16 protein-coding genes and 1 other RNA gene are annotated in these 19,589 nt (G+C 65.6%); 3 read left to right on the top strand and 14 right to left on the bottom strand.

From position 1 onward, the window contains the following. Positions 1-11: 11 nt before the first annotated feature. From AC07N6_RS01075 to mraZ, 12 genes are all read right to left on the bottom strand, one after another. The gene (locus AC07N6_RS01075; protein ID WP_494780483.1) at positions 12-1,013 is read right to left on the bottom strand and encodes a D-alanine--D-alanine ligase; all 1,002 of its coding nucleotides are present in this window, start codon (positions 1,011-1,013) and stop codon (positions 12-14) included. Then, complete coding sequence (murC, locus tag AC07N6_RS01070; RefSeq protein ID WP_494780482.1) at positions 1,010-2,434, bottom strand: UDP-N-acetylmuramate--L-alanine ligase; 1,425 nt, start codon at positions 2,432-2,434, stop codon at positions 1,010-1,012. Before murC ends, AC07N6_RS01075 begins: the two co-directional genes overlap by 4 nt. Continuing rightward, positions 2,431-3,513: an undecaprenyldiphospho-muramoylpentapeptide beta-N-acetylglucosaminyltransferase gene (murG, locus tag AC07N6_RS01065; protein ID WP_494780481.1), complete on the bottom strand. Its 1,083-nt coding sequence runs from the start codon at positions 3,511-3,513 to the stop codon at positions 2,431-2,433. Before murG ends, murC begins: the two co-directional genes overlap by 4 nt. Further along, positions 3,510-4,784, bottom strand: a complete 1,275-nt coding sequence (ftsW, locus tag AC07N6_RS01060; protein WP_494780480.1) for a putative lipid II flippase FtsW — start codon at positions 4,782-4,784, stop codon at positions 3,510-3,512. Before ftsW ends, murG begins: the two co-directional genes overlap by 4 nt. Beyond that, on the bottom strand, positions 4,781-6,820 hold the full coding sequence (gene murD / locus AC07N6_RS01055; protein ID WP_494780479.1) for a UDP-N-acetylmuramoyl-L-alanine--D-glutamate ligase: 2,040 nt from the start codon (positions 6,818-6,820) through the stop codon (positions 4,781-4,783). Before murD ends, ftsW begins: the two co-directional genes overlap by 4 nt. Before the next feature lie 86 nt (positions 6,821-6,906). Then, positions 6,907-8,076: a phospho-N-acetylmuramoyl-pentapeptide-transferase gene (gene mraY / locus AC07N6_RS01050; protein ID WP_494780478.1), complete on the bottom strand. Its 1,170-nt coding sequence runs from the start codon at positions 8,074-8,076 to the stop codon at positions 6,907-6,909. Between the two features lies 1 nt (position 8,077). Further along, the gene (locus tag AC07N6_RS01045; protein ID WP_494780477.1) at positions 8,078-9,559 is read right to left on the bottom strand and encodes a UDP-N-acetylmuramoyl-tripeptide--D-alanyl-D-alanine ligase; all 1,482 of its coding nucleotides are present in this window, start codon (positions 9,557-9,559) and stop codon (positions 8,078-8,080) included. Then, positions 9,556-11,091 (bottom strand): UDP-N-acetylmuramoyl-L-alanyl-D-glutamate--2,6-diaminopimelate ligase, encoded by a 1,536-nt coding sequence (locus tag AC07N6_RS01040; protein WP_494780476.1) that lies wholly within the window; start codon positions 11,089-11,091, stop codon positions 9,556-9,558. Before AC07N6_RS01040 ends, AC07N6_RS01045 begins: the two co-directional genes overlap by 4 nt. Then, positions 11,091-12,869: a peptidoglycan D,D-transpeptidase FtsI family protein gene (locus tag AC07N6_RS01035; protein WP_494780475.1), complete on the bottom strand. Its 1,779-nt coding sequence runs from the start codon at positions 12,867-12,869 to the stop codon at positions 11,091-11,093. Before AC07N6_RS01035 ends, AC07N6_RS01040 begins: the two co-directional genes overlap by 1 nt. Then, a complete protein-coding gene (gene ftsL, locus AC07N6_RS01030) occupies positions 12,866-13,138 on the bottom strand; it encodes a cell division protein FtsL (RefSeq protein ID WP_494780474.1) in 273 nt (90 codons plus the stop codon). Before ftsL ends, AC07N6_RS01035 begins: the two co-directional genes overlap by 4 nt. Next, positions 13,135-14,100, bottom strand: a complete 966-nt coding sequence (gene rsmH, locus AC07N6_RS01025; RefSeq protein WP_494780473.1) for a 16S rRNA (cytosine(1402)-N(4))-methyltransferase RsmH — start codon at positions 14,098-14,100, stop codon at positions 13,135-13,137. Before rsmH ends, ftsL begins: the two co-directional genes overlap by 4 nt. 11 nt (positions 14,101-14,111) lie before the next feature. Continuing rightward, on the bottom strand, positions 14,112-14,540 hold the full coding sequence (gene mraZ / locus AC07N6_RS01020) for a division/cell wall cluster transcriptional repressor MraZ (RefSeq protein WP_494780472.1): 429 nt from the start codon (positions 14,538-14,540) through the stop codon (positions 14,112-14,114). 700 nt (positions 14,541-15,240) lie between these two features. Here mraZ and AC07N6_RS01015 point away from each other — a divergent pair. Together AC07N6_RS01015 and AC07N6_RS01010 are read left to right on the top strand one after the other, a co-directional pair. After that, entirely contained in the window at positions 15,241-15,525 is a 285-nt protein-coding gene (locus AC07N6_RS01015; RefSeq protein WP_006465510.1) for an HU family DNA-binding protein, read from the top strand. A 325-nt stretch (positions 15,526-15,850) separates the two neighbouring features. Next, positions 15,851-16,330: a nuclear transport factor 2 family protein gene (locus AC07N6_RS01010; protein ID WP_494780471.1), complete on the top strand. Its 480-nt coding sequence runs from the start codon at positions 15,851-15,853 to the stop codon at positions 16,328-16,330. 92 nt (positions 16,331-16,422) lie between these two features. On the opposite strand, the gene AC07N6_RS01005 is transcribed toward AC07N6_RS01010, so the two are convergent. Beyond that, positions 16,423-17,574, bottom strand: coding sequence for an enoyl-CoA hydratase/isomerase family protein (locus AC07N6_RS01005; RefSeq protein WP_494780470.1), 1,152 nt, complete (start codon positions 17,572-17,574; stop codon positions 16,423-16,425). A 103-nt stretch (positions 17,575-17,677) separates the two neighbouring features. Further along, positions 17,678-18,011: RNase P RNA component class A (gene rnpB / locus AC07N6_RS01000), an RNA gene on the bottom strand. A 259-nt stretch (positions 18,012-18,270) separates the two neighbouring features. On the opposite strand from rnpB, the gene AC07N6_RS00995 reads away from it, so the two are divergent. Then, positions 18,271-19,536, top strand: coding sequence for a D-amino acid dehydrogenase (locus AC07N6_RS00995; RefSeq protein WP_494780469.1), 1,266 nt, complete (start codon positions 18,271-18,273; stop codon positions 19,534-19,536). The last annotated feature ends 53 nt before the right edge of the window (positions 19,537-19,589 follow it).

The following is a 19,589-nucleotide window of genomic DNA, read 5'->3' as shown; positions in this document are numbered from 1 at the left end:
GCGCTCCGCCATCAGGACTGGTCCGCCTGCGGCGTCCAGTCTTTCGAAGGCGTCATGTCGAGCGCCGCCAGCTGCAAGATCTCGCAGCACAAATCCTCATAGCTCAAGCCGACCGCCTTGGCCGCCATCGGCACCAGCGAATGGCCGGTCATGCCAGGCGAAGTATTGATTTCCAGCAGGTACGGTTCGGCCTGGCCGTCCTTCTCGCGCAACATGAAGTCGACCCGGCTCCAGCCGCGGCAACCCAGCGCGTGGAAGGCCTGCACCGCCAGCTCCTGCAGGCGGCGGGTCAGCGCTTCGTCCAGCGGCGCCGGGCACAGGTACTTGGTGTCGTCGGTGAAGTATTTGTGCTGGTAGTCGTAATTGCCGTCCGGCGCCCGGATCTCGATCACCGGCAAGGCGCGCGCATTGCGGCCGGTGCCGATCACCGGCACCGTCAGCTCGCGGCCGCGGATGAATTCCTCGGCCAACACTACCTCATCGTATCTGGCGCACATCTCGAACCCCGACTGCATGTCGGAATAGCCATTCACCTTGGCGATGCCGATGGTCGAGCCCTCATGCGGCGCCTTCAGCATCAGCGGCAAACCCAGCTCATCGGGCACGGTGCGCAGCACTTCACGCGGCGTGTCCTTGTCCAGCACGGCGAAGCGCGGCGTCGGCAAACCATGCCCCAGCCAGATGCGCTTGGTCATCACCTTGTCCATGGCGATCGAAGAGGCCATCACGCCGGGGCCGGTGTAAGGCAGGCCGATCTGCTCCAGCGCGCCCTGGATCGTGCCGTCCTCGCCATAGCGGCCGTGCAGCGCGATGAAGACGCGGTCGAACTGCTCCGCCTCCAGCGCGCCCAAGCTGCGCTCGGCCGGGTCGAACGGATGGGCGTCCACGCCCTTGCTGCGCAGCGCCTGCAGCACGCCGCTGCCGGACATCTTCGACACTTCACGTTCGGCTGAACGGCCGCCGAACAGTACGCCGACGCGGCCGAAGCTTTTGATGGTGGCCTGGTCGATCATGCGCTTGCCTCGCTCTTTTCAGTTGCCGTTGCCGTCAGGCGGCCGGGTACTGCGGAAATCGAACCGGCGCCCATGGTCATCACCACGTCGCCGTCGCGCACCACATTCCTGATGGTGTCGGGCATGTCGGCGATGTCGTCGACGAATACCGGCTCGACCTTGCCGGCCGCGCGCAAGGCATGCGCCAGCGAACGGCCGTCGGCCGCCACGATGGGCGCTTCGCCGGCCGCATAGACCTCGGCCAATACCAGCACGTCGGGCTGCGACAGCACCTTGACGAAATCTTCGAACAGGTCGCGCGTGCGGGTGTAGCGGTGCGGCTGGAACGCCAGCACCAGCCGGCGGCCGGGATACGCGCCGCGCGCGGCGGCGATGGTGGCGGCAGTCTCGACCGGGTGGTGGCCGTAATCGTCGACCAGGGTGAAATGGCCGGCCGGCTTGCCCTCGGCATCGAACAGCGGCACCTCGCCGTAGCGGGTGAAGCGGCGCCCGACGCCGTTGAATTCGATCAGCGCCTTTTGCGTGGCGGCGTCGTCCACATCCAGCTCGCGCGCGATGGCGATGGCCGCGCAGGCGTTCTGCACGTTGTGCATGCCGGGCTGGTTCAGGCTCACCTGCATCGGCGCGTAGCCGTCCTGGATCACCGTGAATTCCATATGGCCTTCGACCGCGCGGGCATCGATGGCGCGCACGTCGGCGTCTTCATGGAAGCCGTAAGTCAGGATCGGCTTGGACACCATCGGCATGATCTCGCGCACGTGCGCATCGTCCAGGCACAGCACGGCGACGCCGTAGAACGGCAGGCGCTGGGTGAATTCGACGAAGGCCTGTTTCAGGCGCGCGAAGTCATGGTTGTAGGTCTCCATGTGGTCGGCGTCGATGTTGGTGATCACCTCGATCACCGGCGTCAGGTTCAGGAACGAGGCATCCGACTCGTCGGCCTCGGCCACGATGAATTCGCCGGTGCCCAGCTTGGCGTTGGCGCCGGCCGAAGTCAGCCGGCCGCCGATGACGAAGGTCGGGTCCAGCCCGCCCTGCGCCAGCACGCTGGCCACCAGACTGGTGGTGGTGGTCTTGCCGTGGGTGCCGGCGATGGCGATGCCCTTCTTCAGGCGCATCAGTTCGCCCAGCATCACCGCGCGCGGGACGATGGGAATGTGCTTCTTGCGCGCGGCCAGCACTTCCGGGTTGTCGCCCTTGACGGCGGTGGAGGTGACGATGGCGTCGGCGCCGTCGATGTTTTCGGCCGCATGGCCGTAGCGGATGCTGGCGCCCAGTTGCGCCAGGCGCTGGGTCGCGGCATTGCTGCCCAGATCCGAGCCGGACACGCCGTAGCCGAGGTTGAGCATGACTTCGGCAATGCCGCTCATGCCAGAGCCGCCGATGCCGACAAAGTGGAGGTTTTTAACGCGATGCTTCATGGTGTTACCAGCCCTTCCAGCACGCGCGCGATCGCCTCGTTGGCGTCGCGCCGGCCTTGTTCGTACGCCGCCTGCGCCATTTCATGGCATGCAGCGCGGTCCAGTTTCTGCAGCAAACCCGCCAGCGCATCGGCCGTGAGTTCGCCTTGCGGCAGGTGTATCGCCGCGCGGTTCTGTGCCATCCATTTGGCGTTGTCGATCTGGTGCGAGGTGGTCGACACCGCCAGCGGCACCAGCACGCTCGCCACGCCGGCCGCCGTCAGTTCCGACACGGTGATGGCGCCGGCGCGGCAGATCACCAGGTCGGCCTCGGCATAGCGGCGCGGCATGTCGTCGATGAAGTCGACCACTTCGGCCTGCACCCCGGCCTGCTCATAGGCGGCGCGCAAGGCCTCGATATGCTGCTTGCCGGACTGGTGCGTGACCTGCGGGCGCTGCTCCAGAGGCAACTTGGCCAGCGCGGCCGGCACGTTGTCGTTCAACACCTTGGCGCCCAGGCTGCCGCCCACCACCAGAATCTTCAGCGGGCCGCTGTGGCCGGCGTAACGCTCGGCCGGCCGCGGCAGCGCGATGATTTCCTGGCGCACCGGGTTGCCGGTGACCTCGGCCTTGCCGGCGGCGCGGCCGAAGTCGGCCGGGAAGCCGAACAGCACGCGGTCAGCCAAGGGCGTGAGCGTCTTGTTCGACAGCAGCAGCGCCGCATCGGCATTGACCAGCACCAGCGGCTTGCCGCGCAGGCGCGCCATGGCGCCGCCCGGCACCGTCACATAACCGCCCATGCCCAGCACCACGTCCGGACGGCGGCGGCCGAGAATGGCGAAGCAGCTGAAGAAGCTGGCCGCCATGCGCCACACGCCCTTGACCGTATGCATCAGCCCCTTGCCGCGCAGGCCGGCGAACACGATGGTGTCCATCTCGACGCCGTGGCGCGGCACCAGGTCGCGCTCCATGCCGTGCGAGGTGCCCAGCCAGCTCACCTGCCAGCCGCGCGCGCGCATGGTGTCGGCGATCGCCAGTCCCGGGAAGATATGGCCGCCGGTGCCGGCCGCCATGATCAGCAATCTGCGGGGCGTGCTCATAAGCGCCCTCCCCGCATCAGCACCCGGTTCTCGTAATCGATGCGCAGCAGGATCGCCAGGCCCACGCAATTCAGCAGCACGCCCGAACCGCCATAACTCATCAGCGGCAATGTCAGGCCCTTGGTCGGCAAGAGGCCCAGGTTCACGCCCATGTTGATGAAGGCCTGCACCCCCAGCCAGATGCCGATGCCCTTGGCCACCAGGCCGGCGAAAGTCAGGTCCAGCGCGATGGCCTGGCGGCCGATCTCGAAGGCATGCTTGATCAGCCAGTAGAACAGCAGCACCACCACCAGCACGCCGGCGAAACCCAGCTCCTCGCCGATCACCGCCAGCAGGAAGTCGGTATGCGCTTCCGGCAGGTAATGCAATTTCTCCACGCTGCTGCCCAGGCCCACGCCGAACAGCTCGCCGCGGCCGAAGGCGATCAGCGAGTGCGACAACTGGTAAGCCTTGCCCAGCGCGTTTTCTTCTTCCCACGGATTGAGGTAGGCGAAGATGCGTTCGCGCCGCCACGGCGACATCACGATCACCAGGGTAAACAAGCCGCCCAGCATGGCGCTGATGCCGCCGAACCAGACGCCGTTGATGCCGCCCAAAAACAGGATGCCCATGGCGATGCAGACGATCACGCCGAAGGCGCCCAGGTCGGGTTCCAGCAGCAGCAGCAGGCCGACGAAACCGACGGCCGCGGCCATCGGCACGAAACCCTTGACCAGCTTGTGCATCACCGCCTGCTTGCGCACCGTGTAGTCGGCCGCGTACAGCACGATGAACAGCTTCATCAGTTCGGATGGCTGCAGGTTGAACACCTTGAACGACAGCCAGCGCTTGGCGCCGTTGACGCCCTTGCCCACGCCCGGGACCAGCACCAGCACCAGCAGGATCAGGGTGCCGGCGAACAGGTACGGCGCCCATTTCTGCCAGGTCTCGATGCGCACGCGAAACGCCAGCGTGCCGGCCACCAGCGAGATCACGATGAAGATCGCCTGGCGCAGCAGGAAGTGGTAATTCGAATAGGCGGCGTACTTGGGCGAATCGGGCAGCGCCACCGAGGCCGAATACACCATCACCATGCCGAACAGCATCAGCAGCAGCACCACCCAGATCAGCGGCTGGTCGTACTCCATCATGCGCGAGCGCTGCTCGAAGCCGATACTGCCGCCACGTACGCCGATGCCGCCCGCGCCGCCCTTGAGGCGACCGGCGGCGGCCGGCGCAGCTTCCTTCACGCTGCCCAGCAATCCACGCAGTGACGACAGTCCGAGCTTCATGCGATCACCTCGCCGCGCGACAGCGCCAGTTCACGCACCGAGTCCACGAAGACTTCGGCCCGGTGCGCGTAGTTGCGGAACATATCCAGGCTGGCGCAAGCCGGCGAGAGCAGGACGATCTCGCCCGCGCGCGCCAGGTCGCCCGCCTTCTGCACGGCCTCTTCCAGGCTCGCGCAATCGACCAGTTCGACGCCGGTATCGGCCAGCGCCGCGCGCACGGCCGGGCCGTCGCGCCCGATCAGGAATACCGCACGTCCGTATTTCTCCACCGGCAACGCCAGCGGCGAGAAATCCTGCCCCTTGCCGTCGCCGCCGGCGATCAGCAGGATACGGTTGGGACGGCCGCCCAGGCCCAGCCCGTTCAAGGCCGCCACCGTGGCGCCAACGTTGGTGCCCTTGCTGTCGTCGTAATACTCGACCTCCTGCACCACCGCCACCAGTTCCACCCGATGCGGTTCGCCCGTGTAGTCGCGCAAGCCGTGCAACAGCGGCGCCATCGGCAAATCGATGGCGCGGCATAGCGCCAGGGCGGCCAGCGCGTTCATCGCATTGTGCGCACCGCGGATCTTGAGCGCGTCGGCCGGCATCAGGCGCTTCACCGTCACCGGCGGCGGCGCCAGTTCCTTTTGCTTGCGGCGGCGCTTGCCTTCCGGCTGCTCGTCGTCTTCATGCACGAAGGCGTTGGCCAGCCACAGCATGCCGTTGTCGTTGATCAGCCCGAAGCTGTCCGGCGCTAACGGCTCATCCAGCCCGAATGAAGAAACCGGCGCGCCGGCCTCGGCCATCTGCATCACCAGCGCATCGTCGCGGTTGAGCACGCGCACGGTGCGTTCGCCGAAGATGCGCGCCTTGTCGGCGGCATAGGCTTGCATGCCGCCGTGCCAGTCGAGGTGGTCTTGCGTGAGGTTGAGCACGGTGGCGGCATCGGCCTGCAAGCTGTGCGTGGTATGCAGCTGGAAGCTGGACAGCTCCAGCACCCAGGCTTGCGGCATCGAGCCGCGGTAGGTCGGTTCCGGCGGCGGGGGCGGCGGCACTTCGGCCAACGCATGTTCCTCGGCGGTGCGCGAGACCGCCATGAAATCGTCCAGGTTCATCGCCTCGGCCGCATTGCCGCCGGCATCGGCTTGCAGGCCGGCGTCTGCGGATTTTTCGGCATTGGCGGCTTCCGACGACAGATGCTCCACGCCTGCGCCGATTTCGGTGGCGAGCGTGTCCTGTTCCGCGTGCAGCGCTTGCGCGGCGGCCGGTTCAGGCGCATCCGCCTGCCCCTCCTGCGGCAGCATGTCCATTTGCGCATCGTTGGCGGCCGGCGATTCCGCTTCCGGCGCCGCTGCCGAGGCCGGGACTGCGCTGGCGGCAGCGCCTTCGATGCGCGCCTCGGCCTGCTTGTGCCGGGCAGCTTCGGCAGCTTCCTGCGCGGCCAACTCGGCCTGCCGTGCCGCTTCGGCCTCGGCTTCAGCAGCCGCCTCGGCGGCCGCGATGGCATCCTGCTCGGCCAGTTCGGCCAGGAATACCTTGTCCTTGATCACCGCTTCGCGCAGCACGTCCAGCGCGGCCGGGCTGATGTTGCCCGCCACCCGCACCGACAGGCCGGCGCGCTGGCACAGCATGCCGGTCAGGCTGGTCACGGTGGTCTTGCCGTTGGTGCCGGTGATGGCCAGCACCTTGGGCCGGTAAAGCGTCTCTTCGCGCAAGGCGGCCAGCGCCTGGGCGAACAGTTCGATCTCGCCCCACAGCGGCAAGCCGCGCTCGGCGATGGCCGGCATCAGCGGCGCCAGCTCGCCGTTCGGCGCCAGGCCGGGACTGACGGCCACGAAGTCCACGTTCTCCAGCAGTTCGGGCGACAACGGGCGGCCCAGCATCGCCTGGGCATCCGGCGCGTCGGCGCGCAGGGCGGCCAGGCGCTCGGCCAATGCCGCCTCGTCGCGCGTGTCGGCCACGCGCACGCCGGCGCCGCAGTAGACCAGCCACCGCGCCATGGCCAGGCCGGACTCGCCGAGTCCGAGCACCAGTACGTGTTTGCCCGAGTAATTCATCGTTTGCTGCCCACTTCTTTCACTTCGATCTCATCGATCACTTCATTGAACCGCCAAGGGCGCCGGGCGCCCCGTCTGCACTCCGCTCAACGCAACTTCAGCGTCGACAGGCCCACCAGCACCAGCATCATGGTGATGATCCAGAACCGCACCACCACCTGGGTTTCCTTCCAGCCCTTCTGTTCGTAGTGATGGTGCAACGGCGCCATCAGCAGTACGCGGCGGCCGGCGCCGAAACGTTTCTTGGTGTACTTGAAATAGGCCACCTGGATCATCACCGACAGCGTCTCCACCACGAAGATGCCGCCCATGATGAACAGCACGATCTCCTGGCGCACGATCACGGCGATGGTGCCCAGCGCGCCGCCCAGCGCCAGCGCGCCGACGTCGCCCATGAACACCTGCGCCGGATAGGCGTTGTACCAGAGGAAAGCCAGGCCGGCGCCGCCCATGGCGCCGCAGAAGATCAGCAGTTCGCCGGCCCCGGGGATGTGCGGGATGAACAGGTATTTGGCGTAGTTGGCGCTGCCGGTCAGGTAGGCGAACAGGCCCAGCGCGGCGCCCACCAGCACGGTCGGCATGATGGCCAGGCCGTCCAGGCCGTCGGTCAGGTTGACCGCGTTGCTGGTGCCGACGATGACGAAATAGGTCAGCGCGATGAAACCCCACACGCCCAGCGGATAGCTCACGCTCTTGAAGAAGGGCACGATCAGGTCGGCCTTGGGCGGCAGGTCCAGGCTGAAGCCGGACTGCACCCAGGCCACGAACAGTTCGAGCACCTTCATGTTGCTCACTTCGGACACCGAGAACGCCAGGTAGAACGCGGCCACCAGGCCGATCAGCGATTGCCAGAAATACTTTTCGCGCGAGCGCATGCCTTGCGGGTCGCGGTACACCACCTTGCGGTAGTCGTCGACCCAGCCGACGGCGCCGAAGCCGAGCGTGACGATCAGCACGATCCAGACGAAACGGTTGGACAGGTCGGCCCACAGCAAGGTCGAGACGCCGATGCCGATCAGGATCAGCACGCCGCCCATGGTCGGGGTGCCGGACTTGATCAGGTGGGTCTGCGGGCCGTCGGTGCGCACCGCCTGGCCGACCTTCATGCGCGTCAGCATGCGGATCACCGCCGGACCGGCGATCATGCCGATCAGCAAGGCGGTCAGCGTGGCGAACACCGCGCGGAAGGTGATGAAGCTGAACAGGCGCAAGAAGCCGAAGTCCTGTTGAAAATTCTGAGCGAGCCAGACCAGCATGCTAATGGGTCTCCTGTTGATGTTGCGTGTTGGATTCAACGTTGACCAGATGCTGTACAACTCGCTCCATCTTCATGAAGCGTGAACCTTTTACCAAAATGCTCGCGCCCAGCCCTTGCAGCGCGGCCTGATCGACCGCTGCCTCAACTGCCGCATTGAGCGCATCGATGTCGGCGTAGTGCACGGCCTGCGCCGTCGCTTCGCCCGGCGTTTCTTCATACGCCAGCACCGCATGGCGCATCAGCTCGCCCAGGCCGAACAGGCGGGCGATGCCGCGCTGGCGGGCATAGGCGCCGATCTCGCGGTGGAATTGCGGCCCCTGGTCGCCGACCTCGCCCATGTCGCCCAGCACCAGCACGCGCGGCCCGTCGATGCCGGCCAGCACGTCGATGGCGGCGCGCACCGAATCCGGATTGGCGTTGTAGGTGTCGTCGATCACCAGCGCGCCGCTTTTGGCGGTCTTGCGCTGCAGGCGGCCGTTGACGGGAGCGAAGCTTTCCAGCCCGCGCACCACGGCATCCACCGGGATGCCCGCGCCCAGCGCGCAAGCCGCCGCCGCCAGCGCGTTGCGCACATTGTGTTGGCCGACCGCGGCCAGTTCCACCTTGAAGCGCGCCGGCGCCGCCGCAATGCCCTTGACCGTCACCTGCAGCGTGCTGCCGAAGGCGCTGGGCTGGTAGGTGGCGCCGACATCGGCGGTCTCGCTCAAGCCGAAGCTCAGCACGCGACGGGCGCCGGCTTCTTCGCGCCACAGCGGCGTGAAATCGTCATCGGCCGGGAACACCGCCACGCCATCGGCCGGCAAGTGGCGGATCACCGCGCCGTTCTCGCGCGCCACGGCCTCGACCGTGGCCATGAATTCCTGGTGCTCACGCTGGGCGTTGTTGACCAGGCCCAGCGTCGGTTGCGCGATGCGCGACAAGACGGCGATCTCGCCCGGATGGTTCATCCCCATCTCGATGACGGCCGCGCGATGCGCCGGCGCCAGGCGGAACAGCGTCAGCGGCACGCCGACCTCGTTGTTGAAATTGCCGCGCGTGGCCAGGTAGCCGTCCTCGCCAAAGGCGGCGGCCAGGATGGCGGCGATCATTTCCTTGACCGTGGTCTTGCCGTTGCTGCCGGTCACGCCGATCACCGGCACCTTATATAGGGAACGCCAGCCGTGGGCGATCTGGCCCAGCGCCGCGCGCGTATCCGGAACCACGATGGCGGGCACCGACAAACCCGGCGGCACGCGCTCGACCACCACGGCGGCGGCGCCCTGCGCGGCCACGGCCTCGAGGAAGTCATGGGCGTCGAAACGCTCGCCGCGCAGCGCGACGAACACGTTGCCGGGCTTGACCGCGCGGCTGTCGGTAACCACGTCGTTGAGTTCCAGCGCGCCGGCCGGGGCATTGGCCACGATCGGCACATGATGCGCGGAAGCGGCCGCCTCGGCGGCGCGGATCCATTCCAGCATCTGATTGAATGCGAACCGCATCACGCGCCCCCCATCATGGTCGAGCGCGCGGCCAATGCCAGCGCGACATGATCGGCATCGAGGAAGGGCAGCTTCTTGCCGGCGATTTCCTGGTAAGCCTCGTGGCCCTTGCCGGCCAGCAGCACCACGTCGGCCTTGGTGGCATGGCGGATCGCCCACAGGATGGCGCCGGCGCGGTCTTCCAGAATCGTCGGCTCGATGCGGCTCATGCCGGCGCGGATCTGGGCGATGATGGCCTTGGGATCTTCGCTGCGCGGATTGTCGCTGGTCAGCACCACATGGTCGGCCTGCTCGGATATCTGGCCCATCTGCGGGCGCTTGCCCGGATCGCGGTCGCCGCCGCAGCCGAACACGCACCACAGCTGGCCGCCGCGCTGGGCCGCGACCTGGCGCAACGTGGCCAGGGTCTTGTCGAGCGCGTCGGGGGTATGCGCATAATCGATCACGATCAACGGCACATCCGGCCCGCCGAACTGCTGCATGCGGCCGGGCGCGGCGCTCAGCGCGCCGGCGGCCGCGACCACGGCATCCCAGGCCAGGCCCTTGGCCAGCAACACGCCCATGATGCCCAGCACATTGCTGACATTGAATCGCCCGACCAACTGGGTCTTGACCTGGCCGCTGCCGAATGGCGAATCGACCTGGAACACGGTGCCGGCATGGCTGCCGCGGATGCCGCTGGCGCGCAGCGTGGCAACGCCGGCGGCTTGTCCGGAGATGTCGTCTTCCAGCGCGTAGCCGATCAGCGCAACCTGGCGCGCCTGCACCAGCGGCACCAGGCGCAGGCCCATCGGATCGTCGAGGTTGATCACCGCGTGCTTGAGGCCATCCCATTCGAACAGCTTGCGCTTGGCGTCTTCATAAGACGCCATGTCGCCGTGGTAGTCGAGATGGTCGCGCGTGAAATTGGTAAACAGCGCCACGTCCACATGCATGCCGTTCATGCGGCCCTGCGCCAGCCCGATCGAGGAAGCCTCGATGGCCAGGGCGCCGACCTTGGCCTTGGCCAGGATCGCCAAATTGCGTTGCAACAGCACCGCGTCCGGCGTGGTGTAGCCGGTGACGTCGAACGCCTGGGCGCGGCCGCCGAGGAAGGTGCCCACGCCCAGGGTGCCGACCACGCCCGCCAGGCCCGCGCCAGGCAGGCGCGACAACGCGGAGCCCAGCCACCAGGCGCAGGAAGTCTTGCCGTTGGTGCCGGTGACGGCCACGGTGAACATGCCCCGGTCCGGCTGGCCGTACCAGTCGGCGGCGATGTCGCCGGCCAAGGTCTTGAGATCCTCGACCGCCAGGCTCGCCACGCCGAGATGCTCCGGCCAGGCGAAGCCGGCCGCTTCATAGACCACGGCGGCGGCGCCGCGCTCGACCGCATCTTCTATATAAGAACGGCCGTCGGCGTCGCCCACGTAGGCGAAGAACACGTCGCCCGGCGCCACCCGGCGCGAGTCCGCGCTCAGTTGCGCAGCAGCGGCAATGGCCGCGTTCGAACGCAGCCAGTTGGCGATGTCTTTGCTGTTGAGCGCTCGCTGAGCCATTACATGCTCTCCTCAAGCGGTTCTTTGGGGATGATGATGTTGGTCACGCTGGAGTCCGGCGCCACATTGAGCGCGCGCAACGCATTGGCGGCCACGTTGGCGAACACCGGGCCGGCCACCGGGCCGCCGTAGTGCTGGCCCTGGGGTTCGTCGACCATGACCGAGATGATCAGGCGCGGATCCGACATGGGCGCGATGCCGGTGAACGAGGCCACGTACTTGCGCACGTACTTGCCGCCTTCGATCTTGTAGGCGGTGCCGGTCTTGCCGCCGACGCGGTAACCGGGCACCTGGGCCTGCGGCGCGGTGCCGCCGGGGGCGACCACGGTTTCCAGCATGCGGCGCATCTGCAGCGCGGTGTTTTCGGAGATCACGCGCTGGCCGATCGGCGAATCGTTCACCTTGGTGAACGACAGCGGGATGATGTCGCCGTTGCGGGCGAAGATCAGGTAGGCGTGCGCCAGCTGGATCAGCGACACCGAAATGCCGTGGCCGTAGCTCATCGTGGCCTGCTCGATCGGGCGCCAGGATTTATAAGGACGCACGCGGCCGGCCACCGCGCCGGGGAAGCCGAACTTGGGCTGCTGGCCGAAACCGACCGTGGTGAACATTTCCCACATCTCTTCCGGCGGCATTTCCAGCGCGATCTTGGCGGTGCCGATATTGGACGATTTCTCGATGATCTGCGCCACCGTCAGCGGACCGTGGGCATGCGAGTCGCCGATGGTCGCAGTGCCGATGGTCATCTTGCCGGGCGCGGTCTGGAACACCGTGGAGGGCGTGACGCGCTTGGTATCCAGCGCCAGCGCCACGGTGAACGGCTTGAGGGTCGAGCCCGGTTCGAAGGTATCGGTGACGACGCGGTTGCGCAGCTGCGCGCCGGTCAGCACCGAACGGTCATTTGGATTGTAGGTCGGCATGTTGGCCAATGCCAGCACTTCGCCGGTCTTGGCATCGACCACGATGATGCCGCCGGCCTTGGCCTTGAACTTCTCAACCACTTCCTTCAACTGGGTGAAGGCGATGTACTGGATCTTGCTGTCGATGGACAAGGTCAGGTCGCGCCCGTCGTGCGGATCGCGGATGGACTCGATGTCCTCGACGATGCGGCCCAGGCGGTCCTTGATGACGCGGCGGCTGCCGGTCATGCCGGCCAGCGTCTTCTGCGCGGCCAGCTCCATGCCGTCCTGGCCGGCGTCTTCGATGTTGGTGAAGCCGACCACGTGCGCCGTCACCTCGCCCTCGGGGTAGAAGCGCTTGTATTCCTTGCGGGTTTCGATGCCGGGAATGCCGAGCTTGACGATCTTGTCGGACGCCTCCTGCTCCACCTGGCGTTTGAGGTAGACGAAGCTGCGGTCGGAATCGAGCTTCTTGCGCAGGTCGGCGTCGCTCATCTCCAGCAGCCTGGCCAGTTCGCGAAGCTTGTCCTTGGGCGCGGCCTGCACGTCTTCAGGGATGGCCCAGATCGCCTTGACCGGCACCGACGAGGCCAGCACCTGGCCGTTGCGGTCGGTGATCTTGCCGCGCGTGGCCGGCAACTCCAGCGTGCGCGCATAGCGCGACGCGCCCTGCTTCTGCAGGAAATCGGTCGATACGCCCTGCAGCCACAGCGCGCGCAGGATCAGCGCCACGAAGGCCACGAACAGCACGAACAGCACGAAGCGCGAACGCCAGGCCGGCAGTTTCACCTGCAGGATCGGGTTGGAAGAAAACGCCACGCCCTTGGAGGCGGCGACGCGGCCGCCGGAGAGCGTGGTGCGCGGGGGCATGCGGGTCATTTGCCCCCCACGGTGAGATATTGGGTGCGGGCCGCCGTCAGCGGCACCATGCCGAGGTCGCGCCGGGCCAGCTCTTCAATGCGGGCGCTCTTGCCCAGCGTGGACTGGTCCAGCTGCAGTTGCGCCCAATCGACGTCGAGCTGGCGCGACGCCGTTTGCGCGCGTTCCAGTTCGATGAACAGGCTGCGCGCCTTGTATTGGGTGCTGACCACCGACAGGGCGCACCCCACCAGCATGATGGTCAGGAGGATGCACAGGCGCCCGGTCATGGCTGGGCTCCCGCGGCTTCAAGGCGCTCGACGCTGCGCATCACGGCCGAACGGGCGCGCGGATTGGCGGCGATTTCGGCGTCGCTCGGCTTGACGCGCCCCAGGAGGCGTCCGGCCGGGCGCGGCAGGTCGACCGCGCGGATCGGCAGGCGTCGGTCAGGCTGCGGCGCATGGGCTTTGGATGCCATGAACTGCTTGACGATGCGATCTTCCAGCGAGTGAAAGCTGATCACAACCAATCTCCCGTGCTGCGCCATCTGCTGAAATGCCTTTTCCAGCCCTATTTCGAGTTCTTCAAGCTCTTGATTGACGAAAATCCGTACAGCCTGAAAGGTACGAGTGGCCGGGTCTTTGCCTTTCTCGCGGGTTTTGACGGCTTGTGCCACGAGCGCGGCAAGCTGTCGTGTGCCTGAAATTGGCTCGACTGCCCGGCGAGCAACAATCTTCTTTGCAATCTGAAGAGCAAACCGTTCTTCCCCATAATCTCGTATCACCTTTGCAATCGTCTGTTCGTCCGCCGTTGCCAGCCAATCCGCTGCCGACACGCCGCGCGTGGTATCCATGCGCATGTCCAGCGGGCCATCCAAGCGAAAACTGAAGCCGCGCGCGGCGTCATCCACCTGCGGCGACGAAATGCCCAAATCCATCAATACCCCGTCGACCTGCGCGATGCCGCGTGCGGCAAGCGCCTCGTCCAGCGTGGCGAAGCTGTCGTGCACGATCTCGAACCGCGGATCGGCAATCTGCTGCGCCGTGGCGATGGCCAACGGGTCCTTGTCAAATGCGATCAGCCTGCCGCGCGCGCCCAGCCTGGCCAGGATGGCGCGGCTATGACCGCCGCGCCCGAACGTGCCGTCCAGATACACGCCGTCGGCGCGATCGCCTGCGATCGCCAGCGCGTCGACCGCTTCTTCCAACAGCACGGTGCGGTGCTGCAGCTCGGGCACCGGTTGCAATGTCATCGCGCCGGCCGTCAGAAAGAAAAATCGTTCAACACATCGGGCATGCCCGCCGCGACCGCGGCCGATTCGCTCTCGGCCAGCTTGGCGGCATCCCAGATTTCAAAATGGCTGCCCATGCCCAGCAGCATCACGTCGCGCTGCAGGCCGACCGCGGCGCGCAACTCCGGCGCGACCAGGATGCGGCCGGCGCTGTCGAACTCGACATCGGAAGCGTTGCCGAGGAAGATGCGCTGCCATGCGCGGGCCGACATCGGCCAGGCGGCGATCTGCTCGCGATGCGATTCCCAGGTCGGGCGCGGGAAGAACAGCAGGCAGCCGTGCGGGTGGCGGGTCAGCGTGACGCGCCCTTCGCACTGCACCATCAGGGCGTCACGATGCCTGGCCGGAATGGTCATCCGTCCTTTGGCATCGAGATTGAGTGCTGACGCGCCCTGAAACACTGTGTTGGTCCTGTTCGCCGCGGCGAGTGAAATGGCTGATCGGGTGTTTTGGGATGGGAGTCGAATGCAAATAAATTCGCAAAATCACCCACAAAAAAACACTTTTTGACACTGCCGCCCACTTTAGAGGATGCACTAATACAGGTCAAGCGGTATACAAGGTAAAAAACCGGGATTTTGCTAATAAAGTCAAAGACTTAGCGCACTTCCTTAAAATGCCGTTTAAAGAAGTTTTCCGAGAAAAATGAAGGACTTAGGATTTACATTGAATGTGCAACCTGAGATATACACATGTGTTTATCGACAAGATTGCGTAACGACGCGGATTTGCGCGCGATGACCGGGCCGCCGGCGGCGCGTTGGAGCAACCTGAACCTCACCACTTCGGTGAACGGATGCCGGGATGGATTTTGCGAGTGGTGAAAGAAATCGGAATTGATTTTGCGCCGCAACTTTAGTTCTCGAAATTTCATCAGCGGCATTTTTTATTTTGACTAAAGCGCTGCGCTACTTTTACTATCCACGGTTTTGGAGATATCGAGCGAAGACAGTTTTTCACAAAGCGGTTTGGATGCATCGATATTTTTCAATCGAGGGCGATCCACGCAAGTCAAATCGGCTCAAACGCAGATAGGGCTTGCTGATTCGCCGTATTACAGTGCTAAAATCTCGGCACCTTAACAGTGAAAGGAATTTTAAAGTGAACAAATCTGAATTGGTTGACGTTATCGCCGCCGACACCGAAATCTCCAAGGCTGCTGCCCAGCGCGCGCTGGACTCCGTCATCGAGAACATCATCAAGGCCGTTACCAAGGGCGATACAGTGCAATTGGTTGGTTTTGGTTCTTTCTCGACTGGCAAGCGCGCAGCTCGCACCGGCCGTAACCCGCAAACCGGCGAAGAGATCAAGATCGCCGCAGCGACCACGGTCAAGTTCTCGGCTGGCAAGGCTTTCAAAGAAGCCGTGAACAAGAAGAAGAAATAATTCCCGAATTTGAATGCCATGAACCTGGTTCATGGCATTCAAATGGCATGCCGCAGCACCCCCGCCGTTACCCCTCCCGCCATCCCCCTCCATCACCGAAGTTCCCCGGCACGGCCCGCAGCGCGACCAGCGCCGAAAAACCATTGTGCCAGTTGCCTGACAAGGCACAGCCGCCACTCCCGGCGCCAAGCACAGCGCATCCATCCGGCAACAGACCGATCTTGCGGTTGCCTTTCTCCCGCCATCGTCCCTACAATCGATTCGCACCGCCAATCCAGGCAAGCCATCCGCCGACGCGGCCGGAAAATCCACAGGAAGTTCAGCCATGACCACACCTGCACAACGCCCTCCGCTACCGCCTTTCACGCGCGACACCGCCATCCAGAAAGCGCGCGCGGCCGAAGACGCCTGGAATTCCTGCGACCCGCAACGGGTGTCGCTGGCCTATACCGAAGACAGCCGCTGGCGCAACCGCGCCGAGTTCGTCACCGGCCGGGCCGAGATCGTCGCCTTCCTCACCAAGAAATGGACGCGTGAACAGCAATACCGGCTGATCAAGGAAGTCTGGGCCCATGAAGACAAGCGCATCGCCGTGCGCTTCGCCTACGAATGGCATGACGACTCGGGCAACTGGTTCCGCTCCTATGGCAACGAGAACTGGGAATTCGACGAGAACGGCCTGATGCGCATCCGCCATGCCTCGATCAACGACCTGCCGATCGCCGCCGCCGAGCGCAAGTTCCACTGGGATCGCTCCGCCCCGCGCCCGGCCGACCATCCGGGCCTGTCCGAGCTGGGTCTCTGAAGGCGGCGGCAGCGCCTTTCCAAAGCAAAAACGCCGTTGCACCGGACCCGGCGCAACGGCGTTCTGCTTTCCGCTCTCTCCGCCCGAACGGCTCAGGCGCCAAGGTCGGCCAGCGGATGTTCTTCCTTGCTCCACGGATCGTCGAAAAAGCCCTCGACCCAGGCCGGCGTCGCCTCGGCCAGCGTGGCCGGCTGCCATGCCGGCTTCTGGTCCTTCTCGATGATCAGCGCGCGCACGCCTTCGACGAAATCCGGCCGCGCCGCGCAATGCAGCGAGACCACGAACTCCAGCCGGAATACCTCGGCCAGCGACAGGTGGCGCACCCGCTTTTGCAGCGCATAGCCCAGCCAGGCCGAACCGGGCGCGCCGGCGCGCAGGGTGGCGACGGCCTTTTGCAGCCAGGCGTCGTCGGTCTGGATCGCCAGGATGGCATCGACGATCTCGGGCAACGCCGGCTTGCGGCACAGCGCTTCGATCTGGTCGAAATGACTGCGCAGGTTGGACGGCGCGAAGGTGACGGCAGCGTCGCGCAATGAGGCGGCCTGCGCCTCGGCCAGCGTCCGCTCCAGCAGCTCGGCGTCGTCGCCGCTGCCCCACGGCTGCGCCAGCAGCGCATCGAACACCGACTGCTTGCCGGCCTGCGCGATACGGTAATCGGCCAGGCCGGCGAACACCGCGTCGCTGGCATTGAGCAAGGCGCCGGTCAGCGCCAGGAACACGCCGATCTTGCCCGGCATGCGCGACAGGAACCAGCTTCCGCCCACGTCCGGATACAGGCCGATGGTGATCTCCGGCATCGCCAGGCGCGACTTCTCGGTCGCCACCCGGTGGCTGCAGCCGGCCATCAGGCCAATGCCGCCGCCCATGACGATACCGTGGCCCCAGCACAGGATGGGCTTGCCGAACGTGTGGATCAGGTAATCCAGGCGGTATTCATGTTCGAAGAATTCGGCGGCATAGCGGTTGCCGCGGATGTCGCCGCGCTCGGGCGAGGCATGATGCTCGCGCATGGTGCGGTACAGCTGCTGCAGGTCGCCGCCGGCGCAGAAGGCTTTTTCGCCCTGCGCCTGCAGGATCACCAGCGCCACCTCGGGGTCGGCCTGCCATTGGCGCAGTTGCGGCGTGAGCAGGTTCACCATCTCCAGCGAAATGGCGTGCAAGGTCTTTTCGGAAGCCAGCGTAGCCACGCCGATGCGGCGGCCGTTCCTGGCAATCAATTCTTCAAACAAAACCGGTTGGGTCATGAGGGATCCTGACGTGTCTCGCGGGACCCGCAGTCTCTTCACGGGCCGCAGTATTGTTATCGTTGGGATGCCTCCCGGCATGGCGCCGGGAGTATCCGAAAATCAATGAAGCAGACCGGTAGGCCGGATTCTGTTACGGCGGTTGCCCGCTATGACAGCCATTCCTCTAGGCGCCGGATTGCTCCGGCGCTCAAGCTTTCTACCCGCACGCTCCGCGAGCCGCATCACCGCGTGCCTATTTGAAATTGCTCCGAGTGGAGGTTACCGCGTTTCACCGTAACTTAATACGCTCGTCTCTGTGGCCCTGTTCCTCGCCTTATGCCGGCTTGCACCGGGGTTCGGCGGACGGCCGTTAACCGTCACCCTGCTCTGTGGAGTCCGGACCTTCCTCCCGCCGCGCCCTTGCGGACGCGGCCAGCGGCTGTCTGGTCTGCATCGGGCGCTATTGTAACGCAGCACGGGCCGCGGACTGCGGGCACTGCCCGCAAAACGGTTTTGCACGCGCGCACAAGATCGGCCCGGCTGGCCGGCCCGCGCCCGCGCCCGCGTCGGTACTCATGACGTTCATGCCGATTATGCATATGACACTGCCATCGAATCTTCGTATAGTTGCCCACTATGATGCCGGGTAACGACAGACGCGCCTCCCCTGCGCAGGGGATACCCGCAACCAACCCTGAACAATATAAAAACACCATGCATATCTGCGTATTGGGCGCCGGCGTAATCGGCGTCACCACCGCCTACCGCCTGCTGCAGGATGGCCACCAGGTCACCCTGATCGATGGCCGCGCACACCCCGGCGACGGCACCAGCCTGGGCAACGGCGCGCAACTGAGCTATTCCTACGTAGCGCCGCTGGCCGATCCCTCGGTCTGGTCCAAGTGGGCCTACTACATGTTCAGCAGCGACTCCCCGCTGACCTTCAAACCCACGCTCGATCCGGCCCAGTACCGCTGGCTGTTCGAATTCCTGCGCCATTGCAACGCCGAGCGCGTACGCCGCACCACCATCGAACTGCTGCAACTGGCCTTCTTCAGCCGCGACCAGCTCAAGCAATGGAATGCGCAGCTGGATCTGCAATTCGACTACCAGACTTCCGGCAAGCTGGTGATGTACACCGACCAGGCCGGCCTGGACAGCGCCCGCAAACAAGTTCAATTCCAGTCGGAATTCGGCTGCAGCCAGGAAGTGCTGGACGCGGCGCGCTGCATCGCCATCGAACCGGCGCTGGGCAAGTCCGCGCGCGACTGGGCCGGCGGCGTCTATACCCCCAGCGAAGAAGCCGGCGACTGCCCGCAATTTTGCCGCGCCCTGGTGGCCTCGATGCAGGCCAACGCCAATTTCCGCTTCATCGGCAGCGCCAGCGTCGCCAATGTGCGCACCAGCGCCGGCGCCTTGCGCGCGGTGCAGGCCGGCGACGAATGGATCGAGGCCGACAGCTTCGTACTGTGCTTCGGCCCCGAAAGCCCGACCTTCGCGCGCCGCGTCGGCCTGTCGCTGCCGCTTTACCCGCTCAAGGGCTACAGCATCACCGTGCCGCTGCAGGATGCCGCCAGCCGCGCAGCCGCGCCCCAGGTCTCGATCACCGACATCTCGCGCAAGATCGTCTACGCGCGCCTGGGCGACCGCCTGCGCGTGGCCGGCCGGGTCGAGCTGGTGGGCATGGAGCGTTCCATCCCCCAGCGCGCCATCGACGAACTCAAGCAAGGCGTGCGCGAACTGTTCCCCGCCTGCGCGCTGGGTGAAGACGCCGCGCTGTCGCCGTGGACCGGCTTTCGCCCCGCCACCCCCAGCGGCGTGCCGGTGGTCGGCCCCTCGCCGGTCAAGAACCTCTATCTCAACATCGGCCAGGGCGCGCTGGGCTGGACGCTGGCCTGCGGCAGCGCCGCGCTGCTGGCCGACCAGATCGCCGGACGCAAGCCGGCGATCGACGCCGCGCCGTTCCGCTACGCAGGCTGAAGAAGTTTCACGCCCGCCTGAGAAGCTTTCACCGTCACCCGCTCCGCAAGCGC

The sequence above is a fragment of the Herbaspirillum sp. GW821-FHT09A12 genome, assembly GCF_059418325.1.
The sequence above is the reverse complement of the archived record's forward strand: the minus strand, read 5'-3'. Positions and strand labels throughout refer to the sequence as shown.